This window comes from Allolucifera butyrica (assembly GCF_900476375.1).
GTDB lineage: Bacteria > Bacillota > Negativicutes > Sporomusales > UPPP01 > Lucifera > Lucifera butyrica.
In genome coordinates, this window is the sequence record NZ_UPPP01000134.1 from 69,260 (window position 1) to 88,682 (window position 19,423).

At 49.3% G+C, this 19,423-nt stretch carries 17 protein-coding genes; 14 read left to right on the plus strand and 3 right to left on the minus strand.

Going from position 1 to position 19,423, the window contains the following annotated elements:
• The first annotated feature begins 58 nt into the window (after positions 1 to 58).
• The 4 genes from serA to LUCIF_RS25430 all read left to right on the plus strand — a co-directional run bounded on the left by serA (position 59) and on the right by LUCIF_RS25430 (position 3,669).
• Positions 59 to 1,645, plus strand: a complete 1,587-nt coding sequence (serA, locus tag LUCIF_RS25415; RefSeq protein ID WP_122630691.1) for a phosphoglycerate dehydrogenase — start codon at positions 59 to 61, stop codon at positions 1,643 to 1,645.
• Positions 1,646 to 1,661: 16 nt separating this feature from the next.
• A complete protein-coding gene (locus LUCIF_RS25420; protein WP_122630692.1) occupies positions 1,662 to 2,903 on the plus strand; it encodes a DUF1015 domain-containing protein in 1,242 nt (413 codons plus the stop codon).
• 205 nt (positions 2,904 to 3,108) lie between these two features.
• A complete protein-coding gene (locus tag LUCIF_RS25425; RefSeq protein ID WP_122630693.1) occupies positions 3,109 to 3,342 on the plus strand; it encodes a hypothetical protein in 234 nt (77 codons plus the stop codon).
• Between the two features lie 93 nt (positions 3,343 to 3,435).
• The gene (locus tag LUCIF_RS25430) at positions 3,436 to 3,669 is read left to right on the plus strand and encodes a hypothetical protein (RefSeq protein WP_122630694.1); all 234 of its coding nucleotides are present in this window, start codon (positions 3,436 to 3,438) and stop codon (positions 3,667 to 3,669) included.
• A 356-nt stretch (positions 3,670 to 4,025) separates the two neighbouring features.
• Here LUCIF_RS25430 and LUCIF_RS25435 read toward each other — a convergent pair whose 3' ends face one another.
• Positions 4,026 to 4,343: a hypothetical protein gene (locus tag LUCIF_RS25435; protein WP_122630695.1), complete on the minus strand. Its 318-nt coding sequence runs from the start codon at positions 4,341 to 4,343 to the stop codon at positions 4,026 to 4,028.
• Positions 4,344 to 4,399: 56 nt separating this feature from the next.
• Between LUCIF_RS25435 and LUCIF_RS25440 the strand changes: the two genes are divergently transcribed.
• Entirely contained in the window at positions 4,400 to 5,281 is an 882-nt protein-coding gene (locus LUCIF_RS25440) for an NAD(P)/FAD-dependent oxidoreductase (protein ID WP_122630696.1), read from the plus strand.
• Here LUCIF_RS25440 and LUCIF_RS25445 read toward each other — a convergent pair.
• On the minus strand, positions 5,232 to 6,296 hold the full coding sequence (locus LUCIF_RS25445) for a YkvI family membrane protein (protein ID WP_122630697.1): 1,065 nt from the start codon (positions 6,294 to 6,296) through the stop codon (positions 5,232 to 5,234). The genes LUCIF_RS25440 and LUCIF_RS25445 overlap by 50 nt on opposite strands.
• Before the next feature lie 364 nt (positions 6,297 to 6,660).
• Here LUCIF_RS25445 and LUCIF_RS25450 point away from each other — a divergent pair, with 364 nt between their 5' ends.
• Positions 6,661 to 7,605 carry a sensor domain-containing diguanylate cyclase gene (locus LUCIF_RS25450; protein ID WP_122630698.1) on the plus strand — a complete coding sequence of 315 codons (945 nt, stop codon included), beginning with the start codon at positions 6,661 to 6,663 and terminating at the stop codon, positions 7,603 to 7,605.
• Here the strand turns inward: LUCIF_RS25450 and LUCIF_RS25455 are convergent.
• Entirely contained in the window at positions 7,596 to 8,291 is a 696-nt protein-coding gene (locus LUCIF_RS25455) for a uracil-DNA glycosylase (protein ID WP_122630699.1), read from the minus strand. The genes LUCIF_RS25450 and LUCIF_RS25455 overlap by 10 nt on opposite strands.
• Positions 8,292 to 8,648: 357 nt before the next feature.
• On the opposite strand from LUCIF_RS25455, the gene LUCIF_RS25460 reads away from it, so the two are divergent.
• The 8 genes from LUCIF_RS25460 to LUCIF_RS25495 all read left to right on the plus strand — a co-directional run bounded on the left by LUCIF_RS25460 (position 8,649) and on the right by LUCIF_RS25495 (position 19,304).
• Positions 8,649 to 9,836, plus strand: coding sequence for a galactokinase (locus LUCIF_RS25460; protein ID WP_122630700.1), 1,188 nt, complete (start codon positions 8,649 to 8,651; stop codon positions 9,834 to 9,836).
• Positions 9,833 to 10,822, plus strand: a complete 990-nt coding sequence (gene galE, locus LUCIF_RS25465) for a UDP-glucose 4-epimerase GalE (protein ID WP_122630701.1) — start codon at positions 9,833 to 9,835, stop codon at positions 10,820 to 10,822. The genes LUCIF_RS25460 and galE overlap by 4 nt, the downstream gene beginning before the upstream one ends.
• A gap of 16 nt (positions 10,823 to 10,838) precedes the next feature.
• Entirely contained in the window at positions 10,839 to 12,326 is a 1,488-nt protein-coding gene (galT, locus tag LUCIF_RS25470; RefSeq protein WP_207858480.1) for a UDP-glucose--hexose-1-phosphate uridylyltransferase, read from the plus strand.
• Positions 12,327 to 12,340: 14 nt separating this feature from the next.
• Complete coding sequence (locus LUCIF_RS25475) at positions 12,341 to 13,339, plus strand: LacI family DNA-binding transcriptional regulator (protein WP_122630703.1); 999 nt, start codon at positions 12,341 to 12,343, stop codon at positions 13,337 to 13,339.
• 229 nt (positions 13,340 to 13,568) lie between these two features.
• Complete coding sequence (locus LUCIF_RS25480; RefSeq protein WP_122630704.1) at positions 13,569 to 15,908, plus strand: beta-galactosidase; 2,340 nt, start codon at positions 13,569 to 13,571, stop codon at positions 15,906 to 15,908.
• Between the two features lie 309 nt (positions 15,909 to 16,217).
• Positions 16,218 to 17,492: an ABC transporter substrate-binding protein gene (locus LUCIF_RS25485; protein WP_122630705.1), complete on the plus strand. Its 1,275-nt coding sequence runs from the start codon at positions 16,218 to 16,220 to the stop codon at positions 17,490 to 17,492.
• Between the two features lie 118 nt (positions 17,493 to 17,610).
• Positions 17,611 to 18,483: a carbohydrate ABC transporter permease gene (locus tag LUCIF_RS25490; RefSeq protein WP_207858483.1), complete on the plus strand. Its 873-nt coding sequence runs from the start codon at positions 17,611 to 17,613 to the stop codon at positions 18,481 to 18,483.
• Positions 18,483 to 19,304: a carbohydrate ABC transporter permease gene (locus tag LUCIF_RS25495; RefSeq protein WP_122630706.1), complete on the plus strand. Its 822-nt coding sequence runs from the start codon at positions 18,483 to 18,485 to the stop codon at positions 19,302 to 19,304. Before LUCIF_RS25490 ends, LUCIF_RS25495 begins: the two co-directional genes overlap by 1 nt.
• The last annotated feature ends 119 nt before the right edge of the window (positions 19,305 to 19,423 follow it).

Consider the following 19,423-nt stretch of genomic DNA (forward strand, 5'->3'; position numbering starts at 1 on the left):
TGTTCTTTCTTGTATCTTTCCGGCAACGCCGGTTGATTATGAAGGGTGGAGGGTTTGTATGAAGGTTTTGGTGAGTGATCCTGTATCTCAGGCAGGGGTAGATATTCTACGGCAGGAGTTTACCGTGGATGTCAGAGCGAAATTGTCCGCCGAGGAACTTCTTCGCGTTATCCCGGATTATGACGCCCTGGTTGTACGCAGCGAGACGAAGGTGACCAAAGCTGTGATTGAAGCGGCCGTCAACCTCAAGATTATTGGACGGGCCGGTGTCGGCGTCGATAATATTGATGTGGAGGCGGCAACGCAAAAGGGGATTATTGTAGTCAACGCGCCGGAAGGGAATACCGTTGCCGCCACCGAGCATACGATGGCGATGATGCTGGCCCTGGCACGTAATGTACCGCAGGCTCATGCATCCATGAAACAGAAAGAATGGCAGCGGGGCAAATTTATCGGAGTGGAAATGCGTGGCAAGGTGTTGGGTATTTTGGGGCTGGGCCGTATCGGCACGGGTGTGGCTAAACGGGCGCTGGCTATGGAAATGGATGTGATTGCCTATGATCCGTTTATCGGAACCGGCCATGCCAAAGCATTGGGCATTGAACTGGCGGAAACGGAAGAGATTTTTAGCAAGGCCGATTTCATTACCCTGCACTTGCCGCTGACTCCTGAAACCCGTAATCTTATTAACCGGGATACGTTTGCCCGGATGAAAAAAGGGGTGCGGATCATTAACTGCGCCCGGGGCGGTATTATTAATGAAGCGGATCTGACTGAGGCCATTAAAGCCGGTATCGTGGCCGGCGCTGCGATAGATGTATTCGGCAAAGAACCGGTTGAGCCGGACAATCCGCTCCTAACGGTGGATCGTGTGGTGTTGACACCCCATCTCGGGGCTTCCACTGCAGAAGCCCAGGTGGGAGTGGCTGTCGATGTTGCCCGGGGGATTGCGGCCGCATTGCGGGGCGAGCCGGTGGCAACGGCGGTAAATATGGCACCGGTAGCGCCTCATGTGTTAGAGGTCATTAAGCCATATTTGAATTTGGCGGAAAAGATGGGCTGTCTGGGTATTCACCTGACTGACGGCCGGATCAATACGGTCGATTTGGAATATAACGGGGAAATCGCCGATGTGGATACGAAGATGCTGACGACGGCTGTTGTGAAAGGCATACTTAATCCGATTCTGCAGGAAACGGTCAATTATGTGAATGCTCCGGCCATTGCTAAAGCCCGCGGTATCAGGGTCAAAGAGGTCAAAAGCAAGGAAACCGTTCATTTTGCCAATTTGATTACAGTGCGGATCATGACGGATAAGAACGAACATGTCGTGGCGGGAACTTTATTTGGGAAGCAGGAAGGGCGCATTGTGATGATCGACGGCTACCGCGTTGATGTCGCACCGCGGGATTGGCTGCTGATCGGCCCCCATATTGACCGGCCCGGTATGATCGGCAAAGTCGGCACCATTTTGGGGGATTATAATATTAATATTGCCAGCATGCAAGTTGGACGGACGGAAGAGGCCGGCACGAATATCATGGTTATGGCCGCCGAGTCGGATATACCTACGCCCGTGATGCTTAAGATCAAAGCGGTAGACGGGATACTGGGCGCCAAACTGGTCAATTTTAACGCTGGTTGATAATAGGAGGATAATTATGGCAACGGTGAAACCTTTTCGCGGGTTCCGGCCCGTACCGGCACTGGCCGCTCAAGTGGCCTCCCTGCCGTATGATGTAATGGATTCGGCAGAAGCCCGCTTAATTACGTCTCAAAACCCGTTGAGTTTTCTTAGGGTAACCAAGGCGGAGGTTGATTTACCGCCTGATGTTGATATACATTCGGCGGTTGTCTATCAGAAGGCACGGGAAAATTGGGAATGGTTGATCCAGGAAAAAATTATGGTTCAGGACGAACAGCCTTCTTTTTATATTTACCGGCAGCAAATGGAGGACCATGTTCAGGTGGGATTGGTAGCTGCTGTTTCCGTTGACGAATATGAGCAGGGCATTATCAAGAAACATGAATTAACCCGGCCGGATAAAGAGCAGGACCGGGTCGACCATATTTTGACCACGGGCGTGCAGACCGGACCGGCCTTTTTGACGTATAAAGAAGATGCGGTTATTACCGGTTTGATGCAAGCTGCTATGGAAACAGCACCGGTTTGCGATTTTACGGCGGACGATGGCATCCGGCATACCTTGTACGCTGTTGCGGCGCCGTCGGCAACAGCGGCCCTGGCGGAGGCCTTCGAACATATTCCTGTTTTGTATATCGCCGACGGACACCACCGTTCGGCGGCAGCTCTTAAAGTGCGCGATGTTCTGCGGCGCGGCAATCCGGTTCATACCGGAGCGGAAGCGTACAATTATTTTCTGGCGGTTATTTTTCCGCATACGATGATGAAAATTATGGACTATAACCGGGTAGTGCGGGATTTAAACGGACTGACGCATGCTGCTTTTTTTGAACGGCTGGAGGCCTGTTTTACGTATGAGCGCCAGCAGGGTCCCGTTAAACCGGAGTCGGCGAAGACCTTCGGCATGTATCTGGCCTCCCGCTGGTACGAACTGGCCGTCAAGCCGGAAGTGGTTACGGGTCTGGGGCCCGTGGCCGGTCTGGATGTAAGCATCCTGCAGGATCATCTGCTGCAGCCCGTATTGGATATTGGTGACCCCCGAACGGACCAGCGCATCCATTTTGTCGGCGGGATCCGCGGCATGGGCGAACTGGAACGGCTGGTGGACAGCGGCGATTATCAGGTGGCATTTTCTTTATTTCCTACAGCCATTGAGGAACTAATGGCCATTGCCGACCTGGGCGGCATAATGCCGCCGAAATCAACCTGGTTTGAGCCCAAACTACGGGATGCCATGGTTGTGCATGTGATCCGATAAGTTTTCTTCATGTATAGCCTGATTTTTTCAAAGAATTGTAAAAGAAAACGTCCGTGTGCCGAGTGCCCGGACGTTTTTTATGTTCATGGGTCTTTCCAATTCCCGACTTCCAATTCCTAATTGCCAATCTCCAATCCCCAAGCTCATAGATCCAACCGGGATCGAATACTATATTATTATAGGAAAATAGCAAGGAGGCTGACTTATGGACCGGTTTTGCGGGACGGAAACGGACGAACTGCTGGAAAAGGCTAAGAAACTGGCCGCATTTTCCAATTCAGCCCTGGTCGCAGGAAATACAATTACTGTTTTCACCATGTTGGTTTTGCAGGAGATATTGGCGCAGCAGGCAATCAGTCCGGTGACGAATTTCGCCAATATTATCGCTCTGGCCACTGAGATTGCCGCTTTGAACGCCAGTCTTCACACGCAGGCTTGATGGCCCGATCTTTCTTGTTTTCATGAAATATTTGAAATGCGGGTATAATGTTTATGAGGCGCGACTATATCACGAGGCAAGGAGCGAGGACCAATGTCTATAAAAACCGGCATGGAAATCGTAGCGTTACATCACGACTATTTAGATAAAATTGAGGAACTGGAAAAAGCATTGGCCCAATTGAGGGAATACAATTATACGTCAAGTGTGATCGAGACTCAGCTAGGTAAACTGCGGGTAGAGATTAAAGCATTGGAAGAAACCCGGTTCCAGCCTCTGGATCCGGTGGTGATTCCTAAAACGCTGCTGGGTGCTAAACAGAAATAAAGCCGGATGCGGTTCCGGCTTTTTCTTTCTTTGTTTATTTTTCAATGCATAAATATATTACATTGATTTTGCCGGGAAGAAGTTTTATCTGCTTGCCACGGTGTATTGTTCATAACTGGTGCTCTGTAAACCCTAACTCTATAGTGTTCTTGCGAGAGATTTTCCGCCCTGCTTTGTTGTCGTCGGCTTACATATTCTCGATATGCGCGCCCTCCGTCGTGCAGGACAAAAAATCTCTCACAATTCATCCTGCAGATTTAGGGTTAACAGAGCACTAGGCGGAATAAATTGGCAGGATTCTGTCTGACCGGGTCGAACTTAATACCAAAATAAGAATCGTTTTCCCGGGGACGGCTTCATCCGGCAGGCGGGCCGGCCGTTTCCGGCGGCGAGACGGAATTGGCCGCAGCGGGTTTGGCAAACGGTTCGACCCGTACCGGAATGCCGCCTGTCACAGGCGCCAGAAAATTGAAGACAAAAATATAGGACATACCTGCCAAGCCGGAAAACAGCCCCCACAGGATTCCCAGCAACGCCCCGCCGGAAATGGTGAGGACATCTTTCTCAAACAGTCCTATTAGTATGCCAAACACACCGCCTGTAAATACGCCGGCGATAAGCAGCAGGATAAAAACCGGTAGATAAGGTAATTTCGTAATGGTATGATTGTACATACCAATCCCCCCTTCTTTATTCGGGCTACAGGATTTTATTTTAGGAGGAGATGTATATGGCTGAAAAGAATTTCGATATTGCGGTCATTGGCGGCGGTCCGGCCGGATTATCGGCTGTTCTTACCGGCGGAATCCGCAATAAGAAAATCGGTCTTTTCGAACATTTGGATTTCAGTCAAAAATTACAGAAGGCGCATTTAGTCGATAATTATCCCGGTTTGCCGCAAATTACCGGCAAGGGAATGATGCAGCAATTTTCTGCCCATGCGTTAAGCCACGGCGCTGTTCTGGTAAAAGAAAAGGTTGTAAACGTATTTCCGGCGGACGACGGGTTTACGCTGCTGACTCCGTCCGATACCTACGAAGCTAAGGCAGTTATCCTGGCGACCGGTGTGGTCAGTACCCTTTTATTTCAGGGTGAAAAGGAATTTTTGGGCCGGGGCGTCAGCTATTGCGCCACTTGCGACGGTATGTTTTATAAAGATAAGGATGTGGCGGTCATCTCGTATACTGCGGAAGGAGAACAGGAGGCAGGCTATTTGGGTGAGCTTTGCCGCCAAGTATATTATTTGCCGCAATATCAGGGAAATTTTACCCCTGAACGTTCCAATATCAAGGTAATGCAGACTAAGCCCCGGGTCATACAGGGAGATACGCAGGTGGACAGTCTGGCAACCGACGGGGAAACATTAAAGGTGAATGGTGTTTTTATCCTCCGCGAGTCCGACCCGGTGGAGAATATTTTACCCGGTTTGGAATTGGAGGGTGAGGTCATTAAGGTAAAACGGGACATGTCTACCAATATACCCGGGGTCTTTGCCGCGGGGGATTGTACAGGGCGGCCCTGGCAAATAGCCAAGTCGACCGGCGAAGGGCTGGTGGCGGTTCTCAGTGCAATTTCCTACCTGGAAGGGAAAGCCAAACCAACCGGAAAGTAAACCACAGTGTGGCATAGCCAAAGAGGGGAAAGATGAGGGCGATTAGGTGGGAAAATCCTTTTTGACTGCACCATAAAGCCAGTCCGGTCATGACCAGAATGGACAGCAACCGGTTGAGGCCGGTTGCTGTGTGCAACTTGTCCGAACAACCGAACAGGCAGGCTACGGCGGTAGTATACATAGCGGCCAGAAGGGTAAAGGCGTATAGCATGTGAATCCAGGTAGCCTGCCCGCTGGCAATATATAGCATAGGTACTTCGTACTGCAGGACCAATGGATAATGCAGCATGATGATCACCGCAATGAATCCGGCCAGCAAGCCGAGGGAGAGTCCCCCGAGAATGCCGCCTGCTTTCCGGATATGGTGGCTGCGAATTTGGGCTCCCAAAGGCACCAGAACGGTAGAACTGACAACCAGATTGTAGGATACGTAAAGCAGGGCGGCCAGCAGCCAGTGCGGAGCCGGGTGGATGAATTCCTGCACCGGAATATTCAGGAGGGAAAAGTTTAGCCCATGATAGAGCAGCGAATGGATGCCGATGATCAGTGCCGACAGAGCCAGTAACGGGGTAACCAGCATATTGGCATTTGCAATGTTTTCAATGCCACCCCAAACGGTTGCCGCTACGGCGGCGGCAACTGTCAGAATGCCTGCGGCTGCAGAAACATAAAAATAGTTTTCGACGATGACACCGGTTCCGGCCAGCATGACGGTCATAACGCCGAAAAGAAAGCCGGCCGTAAGAAAATCCAGTATCCAGCCGGTTTTTTTGCCACAGATATGTTGCAATGCTTCGGGATAACCGGTCAGTTTGAACCGGTATCCCAGTTCCAGCATACGGCTGCCCAGCCAGGCGAACAGGCCGCCTGCCAGAAGAATGCCGGCAAGGCCAATGCTGCCGTAGGCAATAAAGAATTGGAGCATTTCCTGTCCCGAGGCGAATCCGGCGCCGATAATAGTTCCGGTGTACGTCGCCGCCACCCGGACGGCGCCCAGCATACTCTGCCGCCGCACGTCACCACTCCTTTCGCTTTATTTCTTCTATCCTTTCTAAAAGTGTATGACGGTTACGAATAAAAAAGAAGTTGGCGATTTTTAACGCCAGCTTCTTTATAATTAGGGTGAACAGAGTTTATCCCCCGAGAAGGATAAACTGAGGGAATTTTATTCGCTTTGTAGCTGTAAGTTGGGAGAAATATTATCGCCATACAAGGTGCGAAACGTGAGTTTTATGAAGGAATCCGGCGATTTGCAGCGAATGTTTAAAGTATACCAAGTTGGTATACTTTTCCTTGCGGGATCGGAAAGTATAATTTTTCGAATACTTTCCTTCCGCTTAAAGATCTTTGGGTCTTTGTTGCATGGGAGGTGAACGGGGATGAAACGGGCATTGGATATAAAAGGAGACTGCGATTTGCTGGTCGCTGCCCGCGTCCAGGAGGCGGAAGAAGCCTGGCGTACTATTTTTAACAGTGTATATGATGCTATTTTTATCCACGAGCTGGATGGGTCCGTCGTCGACGTCAATGAACAGATGGTGAAGTTATACCAGGTTACGCGCACCGAAGCGAGGACCCTGAGCATTTTAAAAGATTTTTCGGCAAAGGAGAATCCGCTGGAACGCTTGCCCGCGATTTGGCAGGACGTGATCGACGGCCATCCCCGCTTGTTTGAATGGAAAGCAAGGCGACCCCATGACGGTTCGGTCTTCGACGCGGAAGTTTTTCTGCGTAAAATTGTCTTGCGCAAGAAAGAATATATTTTGGCTAATATCCGGGATATTACGGAACGGAAGCATTTCGAAGCAGCAATCCGGCATAGGGCCTATCATGACTTTTTGACCGGCCTGCCTAACCGGCTGCAGTTTCAACAGCGTCTGTCCCAGGAATTGTTATTGGCCGAACAGAACGGAACATCCTTGGCCATTATGTTTCTTGATCTGGATGGTTTTAAAATGATTAATGACGGCTTAGGGCATGATGTAGGGGATAAACTGCTGATGGCCGTGGCATTACGCCTGAAAGAATGTGTGCGGACCGAGGATACGGTGGCCCGGATGGGCGGCGACGAGTTTACGCTGATTGCGCCGCAAGTTTCGGCCGCCGACACGGAACAACTCGTTATGCGGGTGCTGAACGGTCTGTCGGCCGACTATTCTTTGGACGGAAAGCGGCTGCGGGTAGGCGTGAGCATCGGTATCAGTATGTATCCGGTTAATGGCAGGAATGTACAGGATTTAATGAAACAGGCCGACATTGCCATGTACCGGGCCAAAGAAAAAGGGCGAACTAATTTAAAAAGCAATTATGTGTTCTACGAATGACCGGCTTGACGGTCCTGGCGTCGGCCGGCGTAAAGCGCCAGCAGATCGGGCGGGACGTCGCTCTGAAGCGGGTAGTCGGGGGCCAATTCCCGGCATTTTTCCACCGCTGCCTTTAAATCATAGAATACTTCCCACTTTGCCTTGACCAGTTCCTTGCCCGTTAACCGCAAAAGATACGCCGGATGATAGGTGGCAATCGCCGGCACCTGATAGGCGGTCGTGAACCATTGTCCCCGGTCTTTCGTAATCCGACCGTCGGGCTTATATAAATATTTCAGGGCTACGCTGCCCAGAGCGATGATGACTTTGGGGCGGACGAAAGCCATTTCCCGGTCCAGCCATTCCCGGGCGCAAAATTGTCCTTCTTCGATGGTCGGCGTCCGGTTGTTTTTCGGACGGCATTTAATAACATTGGTGGTGTAAACACGGTCACGGGTGACGCCGACGCTGGCCAGAGCCTTATCCAGCAACTGGCCGGACGGACCGACAAGGGGCACGCCGTAATCATCCTCGACGCCGCCGGGGCCTTCACCGACAATGGCCAGCGGGCTGGCCGGCGAACCGTTATAGGAAGTAGGACCTTTGGCGTCCTGTCGCAGGTGGCAGCGGGAGCAGCCTAGCAAGGCCTGTTCGAGTTCGCCGTGCGTATTCCAGGTAATTGCTTCCGTATTTTCATTTATAAGCATTATTTCACCTTACAATCCATGTATTATCTCGCTATAATTAATTATTGATTTAAAGAAGGAAATCCTGCAAAAAGGGATTGTTTAATCGGGCGATTGGATCGTAGTGTTTTTTACTAAAATATAATTCGACATTCATGGAAAATATTCATTTGTGGGCAGAAATGCACTAAATGAATATTTTTTTAGTAAAAAAGTAAAAAGAACTTGACGGGAAGCCGGGCTGGGCGTTACGCTATAAATGAATGATGAGCTCCTGGTATGATTGGGTTTTTGTCAAACTGAGACGGGTTGCGGACCCTTACTCTTATTTTACTAAAATTTATAAACCGTTTTTGCGGCGAGAGGAAAGAGGGGAGAATGTTGACGGATTTACATCAGTGTGAGAGTGTGTTTAAGAAGCTGTTTGGGCCGGAGCCGTACAGAATATTTTTCGCACCGGGAAGGATTAATTTGATCGGGGAACATACGGATTATAACGGGGGGCATGTATTTCCCTGCGCGCTTACTTTTGGCACCTATGCCCTGGCACGAAAGAATACCGGGAATATGGTCCGCCTGTATTCCTTGAATTTGCCGGAGCGGGGTGTGATTGAGTTTCCTTTGACAGACCTGGAGTATGATAAAAAGCACGATTGGGCGAACTATCCCAAGGGGATGATTCGCTGCCTGCGGCAAGACGGTTGCATTATTGATTCCGGGCTGGACGTTTTGTTTTACGGCGAGATTCCCAACGGTGCGGGTTTGTCGTCGTCGGCCTCCCTGGAATTGGTGACAGGGGTCATGCTGGCCGGCTTATTTGGGTTGGCAATTGAGCAAATCGACCTGGTAAAAGCGGGCAAGCGGGTAGAGAACGAATTCATCGGTGTAAACAGCGGCATTATGGACCAGTTTGCCATCGGTATGGGGAAAGCCGGCCATGGCATTCTGCTCGACTGTGAGACGATGGAGTACTCCTATGCGCCTCTCCGCCTGGATCGATACGACATTGTCATCATGAATACCAATAAACGGCGTGAATTGACCGATTCCAAATACAACGAGCGGCGAAGCGAATGCGAAGCGGCATTGGCTAAATTACAAACCCGGCTGCCGGTCAAGTCGCTGGGCGAACTGGAGGAAGCGTCCTTTGAGAAACATAAGAGTCTTATTGGCGACGCAGTTTTAATCAAACGGGCCCGGCATGCGGTGCTGGAAAATATTCGCACCGTAAAAGCTCTGGCGGCATTGCAGCAGGGCAATTTAATGGAATTTGGCCGGTTGATGAATCAATCCCACATTTCCCTCAGGGACGATTATGAAGTAACCGGCCGGGAACTGGATACACTGGCGGAAGCGGCCTGGCGGCAGCCGGGCGTTTTGGGCGCCCGCATGACCGGCGCCGGATTTGGCGGCTGTGCCATTGCGATTGTGGAAAAAGAACGGACCGGGAGTTTTATCGCTGCGGTGGGAAAAATCTATCAGGATGCGATTGGCTATGAAGCTTCTTTTTATATTGCCAATATTGGCGACGGCGCCAAAGAGATTACCGGGGAGGTCTTAGAATGAGTGTTTTGGTTTTGGGCGGGGCGGGTTATATCGGCTCCCATGCCGTGCATCAGCTGATTGATGCCGGACAGCAGGTCGTTGTGGTTGATAATTTGCAGACCGGTCATGAGCAGGCGATTCACCCGCAAGCCGTTTTTTACAAAGGGGATATTCGGGATAAGGCTTTTTTAAGAGGGGTATTTACCCGGGAAAATTTGACGACGGTGATTCATTTTGCCGCCAATTCACTTGTCGGCGAGTCCATGACCCAGCCGTTGCGCTATTTTGACAATAATGTGTATGGTACGCAAGTGCTACTGGAGGTAATGCAGGAATTTGGGGTTAAAAATATTGTATTTTCCTCTACGGCGGCTACGTACGGAGAGCCGGAGAGAGTGCCCATTACCGAGGATATGCCGGCGAACCCGACCAATACTTACGGTGAAACCAAATTAACCATGGAAAAAATGATGAAATGGTGTGATGCCGCCTACGGTATCCGGTACGTATCCCTGCGCTATTTTAATGTGGCCGGCGCCAGAAAGAGCGGTAAAATTGGCGAGGACCATGCAACGGAGACCCATCTGATTCCGCTGGTATTGCAGGTGGCGCTGGGAAAACGCGAATGGATCACTATCTTCGGTGAAGATTATGCCACGCCGGACGGAACCTGCATCCGGGATTACATCCATGTGGAAGATTTAATTGACGCGCACCTTCTGGCCATGAATTATTTAGTAAACGGCGGTAAAAGCGACATTTTCAATTTGGGCAGCAGCCAGGGTTTTTCGGTTAAGGAAATTATCGAGGCGGCCAGAAGCGTGACCGGCCATCCCATTCCGGCCAAAACCGGCGAACGGAGAGCGGGCGACCCCAGCAAGCTGGTTGCTTCGTCGGCAAAGGCCAAACAGGGCTTAGGCTGGCAGCCTAAGCGCACCGATATTCATCAGATTATCGGCGATGCCTGGAATTGGCACCGCCAGCATCCTGACGGATTCAATTACTGAAGAAGAGGGGATGGATATGAATATCTGTCAAGTGATTCAACAATTGGTGCAGTGCGCGGTGAGGCGGCAACTGATCGACCGGGAAGATGAAGTGTATGCCCGCAATCAAATCATGTACCTTGTGGGCCTTGATGATTTTGGGCCGGCGGGGCGGGAGACAACGGACAGGGACATGCCGGATTTGCTGGATGAACTGGTGGATTTCGCCTGTGGGCAGAAAATCATTGAAGATTTGTTTGATGAAAAGGAAATTCTGGCAGCCCGGATTATGGATATTTTTATGCCCAAGCCCTCGGAAGTTAACCGGAGTTTCTGGGAGAAATTCCGGCAGGAGCCGCAGCGGGCCACCGATTATTTTTATGCGTTAAGTCAAAACAGCAACTATATTCAGACCCGGCGGATCGCCAAAAATATAAATTACAAAGCGGCTACCGAATATGGCGAATTGGATATAACAATTAATCTGTCCAAACCGGAAAAGAATCCGCGGGATATTGCCAAGGCTAAGACGGTCAAAAGCACCAATTATCCCCGCTGCCTGCTCTGTGTGGAAAATGAAGGCTATGCGGGGCGGATCGGACATCCGGCCCGCTCCAACCACCGCCTGATCCGCATGGAACTGGAGGGGGAGCCATGGTATTTCCAATATTCGCCGTATGTCTATTACAATGAACATTGTATCGTGTTGTCCCGGGAACACCGGGATATGAAAATTGACCGCCAAACCTGGACACGCCTGCTGGCTTTCGTTGAGAGAATGCCTCATTATTTTCTCGGGTCCAATGCGGACCTGCCGATTGTGGGGGGGTCTATCCTGTCTCATGATCACTATCAGGGCGGACGGTATGAATTTGCCATGGCCAGGGCAGCGGAGGAGTATTCCTTCCGGCTGGAACACTTTGCGGCCATTGAGTGCGCCGTCGTCAAGTGGCCCTTGTCGGTGATCCGTTTGAAAAGCAGTCACGCCGGCCAGTTAATCGATGCGGCCGACCATATTCTAAGCAGCTGGCGGCAGTATAGCGACCCGGATGTGGATATTTACGCCTATACGGGCGAAACGCCGCATAATACCATTACTCCCATAGCCCGGAAACGAAACGGTCTGTTGGAGCTGGATCTGGTTCTCAGAAACAACCGCACCAGTGAGGAACATCCCCTGGGAATTTTTCATCCGCATCTTGATGTGCAGCACATCAAGAAGGAAAACATCGGTTTAATCGAGGTCATGGGGCTTGCGGTACTGCCGGCCCGGCTGAAAACGGAACTGCAGGAAGTGGAAGAATATTTGCTGGGCCGGCGAGCGGCTGTGGCCGATTACCACCAGTCCTGGGCGGAGGAACTGAAAGAGCAATATGCCGGGCAAATTAACGCGGCCAATGCGGCGGAAATCGTAAAAAAGGCGACGACCGCCAAGTTCTTGCGGGTACTGGAAGATGCGGGCGTTTTTAAACGGAATGAACAGGGCGCGAATGCCTTTAAACGGTTTATTCAATCTTTGAACTAAAGCATGGGAAGCAGGTGGATGATACGGCTACCATAAAAGAAATAGCGGATAAGGCGGGTGTATCAATTTCTACCGTCTCCAGAGTATTGAATTATGATTTGACTTTATCCGTAAGCGCCGAAACCAAAAAGAAGGTTTTTGAAATCGCCGAACAGCTTGCCTATGAAAAACGTACCCCCCGTAAAGCGGGAACGGCGAAAATTGCTTTGATTCACTGGTTTACGGAAGAAGAAGAACTGGACGATCTCTACTACATGTCAATCCGGCTGGGGATAGAAAAATGCTGCCGGCAGTATAAACTTGGCATCGTCCGCTTTTTTCCCGATAGCATGGATGGACTGGCGAAAGAAAATATTCAAGGGGTAATTGCCGTAGGCAAGTTTAGCGGGACCGAAGTCAGTTCCTTTCAGGCGATAACGAATAATCTGGTGTTTGTGGATTTTTCCCCTGATGAGGACCAATTTGATTCTGTGGGCGTAAACTTCGCCCGGGCGACCCGGCGGGTTATGGATTATTTTCAGGCCAAGGGGCATCGGAAGATTGGCTATATCGGCGGCAGGGAAACGTTCCGGGATAAAACGGCCATGATTGAGGACCCCAGAGAAGCGGCCTTTAAAGCCTATTTACAAGCGGAAAACTTATTCCGGCCAAGCTATGTTTATGGCGGCAACTTTTCGGTGAATGACGGGTATGCCTTAATGAAAAAAGCCGTAGCCGAACACGGCGAACAACTGCCGACAGCCTTTTTTGTCGGCAATGATTCCATGGCCATCGGCTGTCTGAAAGCGCTTGATGAGGCGCAGATCGCCGTGCCGGAACGGGTGAATCTGATCAGCGTCAATGATATAAGCCTGGCGCAATATGTTTCTCCCGCATTAAGTACCGTAAGGGTCGATACGGAATTAATGGGTGAAACGGCGGTTGATCTGCTGCTGGAACGGTTCAACGGCAGGACGCTGGCCAAAAAGGTAACCATGGCGACGCAATTGATTATCCGGCAAAGCAGTTTTTAATAATGGGGAATGGAATCTCCACTTCCGGTTGCGGACAGTGCGTATTGATAGAATGCGTGTTGTTGGTGGCGGAGGTGGAGTTTTTTTATCTGAAATAAATAAAAGGGTGTTTTTAACTAAAATACATAACGATATTTACTAAATATTATTGACATTTGTTTACTGACTTTGCTATAGTTAAGCCGATAAATACATTAATTCAGAAATGAACTGGAGGGAGGAAAACCGGATGAAACGGTATTACCTGGATGTGGACAATGCTGCGAAAAAAATTTACTCCGGGCACATAAAGCTGGGCGGTTCCAATCCGCAGGGGGAGCGAATCGACTTCACCAACTACTATATGCAACGGAATAAGGAACCGTTCTTTGGGATTTGCGGTGAATACCATTATAGCCGTTATGAGGAAAGCAGCTGGGAGGATGAAATTATCAAAATGAAGATGTGCGGGGTCAATATTATTTCCACCTATATTTTCTGGATTCATCATGAGGAAGTGGAAGGGGTGTTTGACTGGGAAGAAAATAAAAATCTCAGGCGGTTCGTGGAACTTTGCGGTAAGCACGGACTGTATGTTTTTATCCGGATCGGGCCGTTTAATCATGGCGAAGTTAGGAACGGCGGTATTCCTGACTGGCTTTTCGGACAGCCCTTCGCAATACGGTCCAATGACGAGGGGTATCTGTTTTATGTCCGCCGCTTTTATGACGCCATCGGGAAACAGGTTCGGGGATTGTTATATAAGGACGGGGGAGCGGTTATCGGTACCCAGATCGAAAATGAATATATGCATGCCGGTGCTCCCTGGGAAATAACCACAGGAGTAAGTAATGAGTGGCTTTCCAGCGGCGGGGACGGGGAAGATCACATGAAAAAATTAAAGTCCATGGCCCGGGAGGCCGGGATTGAAACCCCGGTGTATACCTGTACGGCCTGGGGTGGAGCTGCCGCGCCGGTTGACGAAATGCTGCCGCTGTGGGGTGGATATGCTTTCTGGCCCTGGATTTTTTATGACGATGACGTTAAGGAACATCCGGCAACGCCTGAATATCTGTTCCGGGATCATCACAATAACAAGCTCTCCCGCTGCTACAACTTTGAACCGGGCTACAAGCCGGAGGACTACCCGTATGCCTGCTGCGAGATGGGGGGCGGAATGACTGTATTTTATAAATACCGTTTTACCGTGCCGCCGGCAAGCGTGGAAGCGATGACGGGAATTAAAGTGGCGGGCGGCTGCAATTTTGTCGGCTATTATATGTTTCATGGCGGTTCGAACCCGAAGGGGAAGCGGAACGGTTATTTGAATGAACATGCGACTCCTAAAATATCCTATGATTTTCAGGCGCCCCTTGGCGAATTCGGGCAAGTGCGGGAGTCTTATAAAAGGCTCAAACTATTACATTATTTTTTTATTGACTTTGCCCAAGATTTATGCAGGATGAAAACGATGCTGCCGCCGGAAGCGGCAAAGCTGGAGCCGGAGGAGATTGAAACCCTGCGCTATGCGCTCAGGGTAAAGAACGGGTCGGGATTTTTGTTTATCAATAACTATCAGGACCATGTTGAAACACGGTGGCAGACCGATTTCGGCTTTGCCTTTACTATGGACGGCGGACAATTGAAACTGCCGTACAGCGGCGGACTTTCGCTGGCCAGGGACAGCAGCTGTATATTGCCTGTTAACCTGAATCTGGCGGGCATCACCCTGCGGTATGCTTCGGCGCAGTTAATAACCCGGCTCGATTTTGACGGGGAAGCGTATTATTTTTTCTTTACGCCGGAGGGGATGAGAACGGAGTACTGCTTTGCCGACGAGAATCTGGCTGATTTGTCCGTGGAGAATGGGGTTTGTAAAAAAACAGCCGGGGGAACCGTGGTATATGTCGAGGAGCAGACGACGGCTTTGATTAAATTGACGACGAATACCGGCAAAAAGATTACGCTTTGTACCCTGACCAGGGAACAAAGTTTGAATCTGTGGAAAGCCAATTTCCGGGGCAGGGGCAGAATCCTGATTACGGAGGCCAATGTGCTGGCGACGGAAGACGGGCTGAAACTGGAGTGTGTGGACCGGGACAGGGTAAGTTTGATGATGTTTCCGCCCTTACAGGAGGAAATTGCTGTCACCGGCGGGCATTGTGTAACGAAAGACGTCAGCGGGCTTTTCGCCGGGTACTTAATTGCTGTTAATAGGAACCCTATTTGCTTTCATATTAACCGGGTTTCCGATTCGAAAGCGGTTCTTACCTTTGCGCCGGACAGCTTTACCGGTCTGAAGGAACTCCTTCTTCGTATCGGCTATGAAGGAGATATTGGTTATGCTTTTATTGACGGCGAACTGATTCATGATAACTTTTGTAATGGGACGGCATGGGAAATCGGCCTTAAAAGATTTGAACAAAATTTGTTGACGAAACAAATGTATATTTCCGTTTCCCCGTTAAAAAAAGGATCCTATGTCAAAAATGATTCCGCCATGGCGGCCCGGCGGGAGGTTGTGGCGGAAGAGACTGCTGTAATTCATTTCGTTAAAGCCGCGGGTGTGTACGAGATTATAATTGTATAGCTGTTATTTATTTCACTTCGGACCGGTTACGGTGCCTGTCAATCGGGTGCGTACATATTCGGCGGGGTGGATTTTTTTCGCCTCTTTAATTTACTAAAATTACTTGCTTAATTTACTAAATATCATTGACATTCTTTAACTGCTTTGTTAAGATGAGATTAATAAGTGGAATTATTTAGAAAAGTAAGTTAATTTTTTATTAATGGGGAAGGGGGGGACAAGTTATTAAAATACCGGCTGTAAAGCCGGAGTGTCTGTTGCAGGGGGTTGGCCTATTCTTAGGAAAAATAAAACGTCTGGAGGGAGAGCGTGTTGATTAAGCGGGTAATTGCTTTGATTTTGACTTTATTTATCGTGGCGGCGACGATTGCCGGTTGCGGCGGGTCTTCATCCACTGCGAAAAAAGAGGAACCAATCACGATCAAGGTGGCCGCCTGGAATATTGCAGCCGATGCCTTGAAGGCGGAAATCGCCGGTTTTCAGAAGAAATACCCCAATATCAAGGTAGAAGTTCAATATGTTGACGCCGATTATACGAAAATTATGCCGCGGTTGGTTTCCGGCACGGAAGTGCCTGATATTATTGCCATTCAAAACCGGGATTTTCCGGCCTTTATGAAAAAGTTCCCCAACGGGTTTGTAGATATTACGGCTAAGACGGCGGAACTGAAAGAGAAGTTTATCAGCGCCGCGTGGGAGCCGACGATGCTCGGCGGCAAGGTGTACGCAATGCCCTGGGATATGGGGCCGGCTGCTGTTTATTACCGGAAGGACTTATTTCAGCAGGCCGGGATTGATCCCGCCAAAATTGTTAGCTGGGATGATTATATTGAGGCCGGTAAAAAACTGAAAGAACATTTTGGCGGCGATGTTGTAATGACAGGGTACAGCCCGGATTTTGACCTTTATGAGGAATTGTTTAGTGAATTAGGCGGCAATTATTCGACGCCCGACGGCAAAATTGATATTGCCTCGGAAAAGTCAAAGCAAGCGTTGACGATGATTAAGAAATTTGTTGATGCGGGAATTGCAATCAATATAAAAGATTGGAACGGACGGATAACGGCCGTAAAAAACGGCAAGATTGCCTCGGTCATTTATCCTGTTTGGTATGCGGGGTCCCTGATGAACGATATTGCCGACCAAAAAGGGAAATGGGGCGTTATGCCGTTGCCGGCCTTTACGGCAGGGGGCAACAATCAGGCCAATCTGGGCGGTTCTGTTTTGACAATTGCCAAACAATCGAAGAATCCGGAAGCCGCCTGGACGTTTCTTGAGTATTGTTTAGCCACCGATGAAGGGCAGACGGTCATGTTGAAGTACGGATTATTCCCTTCCTATAAACCTTTTTACGAGAATGCTGTCTTTAAACAAACCAATGACTATTTCGGAATTCCCCTATACCAGTTTTTTGCCAAACAAGCGGACAAAATTCCGCCGATGAATCATGGCGCCATTATGCTTGATGCCAAGAAACCTTTGCAGGATATGATGATGGCGGTTGTCGGCGGGCAGGATATCGACCAGGCAACGGCCGCGGCCGCCCAGGATATTGCGAAAAGGACAGGGTTACCCGTAAAGTAGTTTTAGCGCGCAAAGGGTACTATGGTGAATAGTACCCTTTTGTTGAAAGACAAATTTTAAGAGGCTGCAAGTTCCCATTGGGCCTTTCTGGTCAGTCTAATTTTGGGAGGTGCTCCATTTGAAGTTGCCGGCGAAAAAGGTGTATATGCCTTATCTGTTCTTAGCGCCGTTTTTTGTTTTATTCTTTCTATTTATGATTTATCCCATTTTGGATTCATTCTATTTGTCGTTTACTGCAGCCGAAGGGAGTACTTCTTCCTGGGTGGGATTTGAGAATTTTGCCAGTGTTTTGTCGGACCGGTTATTTTGGCATTCCCTGTGGAATACGGCGATCATTCTGGTTGTGCAAGTCCCGGTCATGTTATTTTTGGCATTTTTGCTGGCGGTGGCTTTAAATACGAAAAACATAAAGGGGAAAAGTCTTTTCCGGCTGGCTGTTTTTATGCCGGTGCTCATTGACCTGGTCACTTATTCGATCGTCTTTTCCCTGATGTTCAATGATCAATATGGGGTGCTTAATTTTATTCTTCATTTATTTCACATTCCGGGTATTCATTGGCTGCAGGACAGTTTCTGGGCTAAAGCGGCTATTATAGTAGCCATTATCTGGCGCTGGACGGGATATAATGCCATCATTCTGCTGGCAGGACTGCAATCGGTGCCGGAAACGCTTTATGAGGCCGCGGCCATAGACGGCGCGTCGCCGGTAACAAGGTTCTTCCGGATTACCATGCCCATGGTAAAACCTATTTTGTTGTTTTGCGCCATTATGTCGGTAATCGGTACGCTGCAGTTGTTTACGGAACCTTTTTTACTGACTTACAACGGCGGACCTGATAATGCAACGGAAACACCGGTTTTGTATATTTATCAGTATGCATTCCAGAGCTTTCATTTTGGTTATGCCTCGGCGGCGGCTTATGTGCTAACGGCGCTAATCGCTCTTTTGAGTTATTGTCAGATCCGGATTTCCAAAGGAGGGGAAATTTAATGCCGAAAAAAAGTAATTTCCTTACTTATTTATTATTGATTACCAGCCTGATAATTTCCCTGTATCCGTTTTATTGGCTGTTTATTGCCGCTACCTTGAAGGATTCGGCGATCTTTCAACTGCCGCCGCACCTTTTGCCGAGTGGTAATTTCAGTGAAAATTTGTCTCAATTGCAGGAAAAGGGCCCGGTCTGGCAGACTTTTGGCAATAGCCTGTTTGTTTCGGGTATGTTTACGTTATGTACGGTGTATCTTTCCGCGTTAACCGGTTATACCTTCGCCAAGTTTAATTTTAAATACAAAGAAGGCTTGTTTTTTCTGGTACTGGTAACGATGATGCTGCCGCAGCAGGTAATTATGATTCCTTTATTTAAAATGATGACGGCCATTGGCTGGCAGAATGAATTGAAAGCAGTCATTATTCCCGCCCTGGCCAATTCCTTCGGTGTGTTCTTTATGCGCCAGAACATGATGCAAGTTCCCGCGGAATTATTGGAAGCGGCCAGGGTGGACGGATGCCATGAGCTGCGTATTTTTCACCAGATTGTTTTGCCGACAGTGTATCCGGCCCTGGCAGCTTTAGCGATATTGAGTTTTATGCAGCAGTGGGGAAATTTTATGTGGCCCCTGATTATTTTACAGGATCAGAGCAAGATGACATTGCCGATCTTTCTGTCGATGCTGGTGCAACCCGGCCAGGTAATCCAGTATGGGCAAATTATGGCGGGAGCGGCGGTCGGTATATTGCCGATTTTACTGATCTTCCTGTTTTTTCAAAAGTATTTTGTCTCCGGAATTTATGGCGGCGCCGTGAAAGGTTAATTACTGTATCTTGCTGCCGGTGGAGAGCGCGGCAGAATAAGGAGTGCGCACACTTAAAAAGCCGCGTGATTCATGGTGTTTAAGATAGATTAGGTGACACGCGAATTAAATAATCTTGG

Coding starts and splice junctions, on each gene's coding strand:
- LUCIF_RS25450 (WP_122630698.1), top strand. CDS start 6,661: ATGAAACGGGCATTGGATATAAAAGGAGACTGCGATTTGCTGGTCGCT.
- LUCIF_RS25480 (WP_122630704.1), top strand. CDS start 13,569: ATGAAACGGTATTACCTGGATGTGGACAATGCTGCGAAAAAAATTTAC.
- LUCIF_RS25420 (WP_122630692.1), top strand. CDS start 1,662: ATGGCAACGGTGAAACCTTTTCGCGGGTTCCGGCCCGTACCGGCACTG.
- LUCIF_RS25460 (WP_122630700.1), top strand. CDS start 8,649: ATGTTGACGGATTTACATCAGTGTGAGAGTGTGTTTAAGAAGCTGTTT.
- galT (WP_207858480.1), top strand. CDS start 10,839: ATGAATATCTGTCAAGTGATTCAACAATTGGTGCAGTGCGCGGTGAGG.
- galE (WP_122630701.1), top strand. CDS start 9,833: ATGAGTGTTTTGGTTTTGGGCGGGGCGGGTTATATCGGCTCCCATGCC.
- LUCIF_RS25495 (WP_122630706.1), top strand. CDS start 18,483: ATGCCGAAAAAAAGTAATTTCCTTACTTATTTATTATTGATTACCAGC.
- LUCIF_RS25425 (WP_122630693.1), top strand. CDS start 3,109: ATGGACCGGTTTTGCGGGACGGAAACGGACGAACTGCTGGAAAAGGCT.
- LUCIF_RS25430 (WP_122630694.1), top strand. CDS start 3,436: ATGTCTATAAAAACCGGCATGGAAATCGTAGCGTTACATCACGACTAT.
- LUCIF_RS25435 (WP_122630695.1), bottom strand. CDS start 4,343: ATGTACAATCATACCATTACGAAATTACCTTATCTACCGGTTTTTATC.
- LUCIF_RS25455 (WP_122630699.1), bottom strand. CDS start 8,291: ATGCTTATAAATGAAAATACGGAAGCAATTACCTGGAATACGCACGGC.
- LUCIF_RS25440 (WP_122630696.1), top strand. CDS start 4,400: ATGGCTGAAAAGAATTTCGATATTGCGGTCATTGGCGGCGGTCCGGCC.
- serA (WP_122630691.1), top strand. CDS start 59: ATGAAGGTTTTGGTGAGTGATCCTGTATCTCAGGCAGGGGTAGATATT.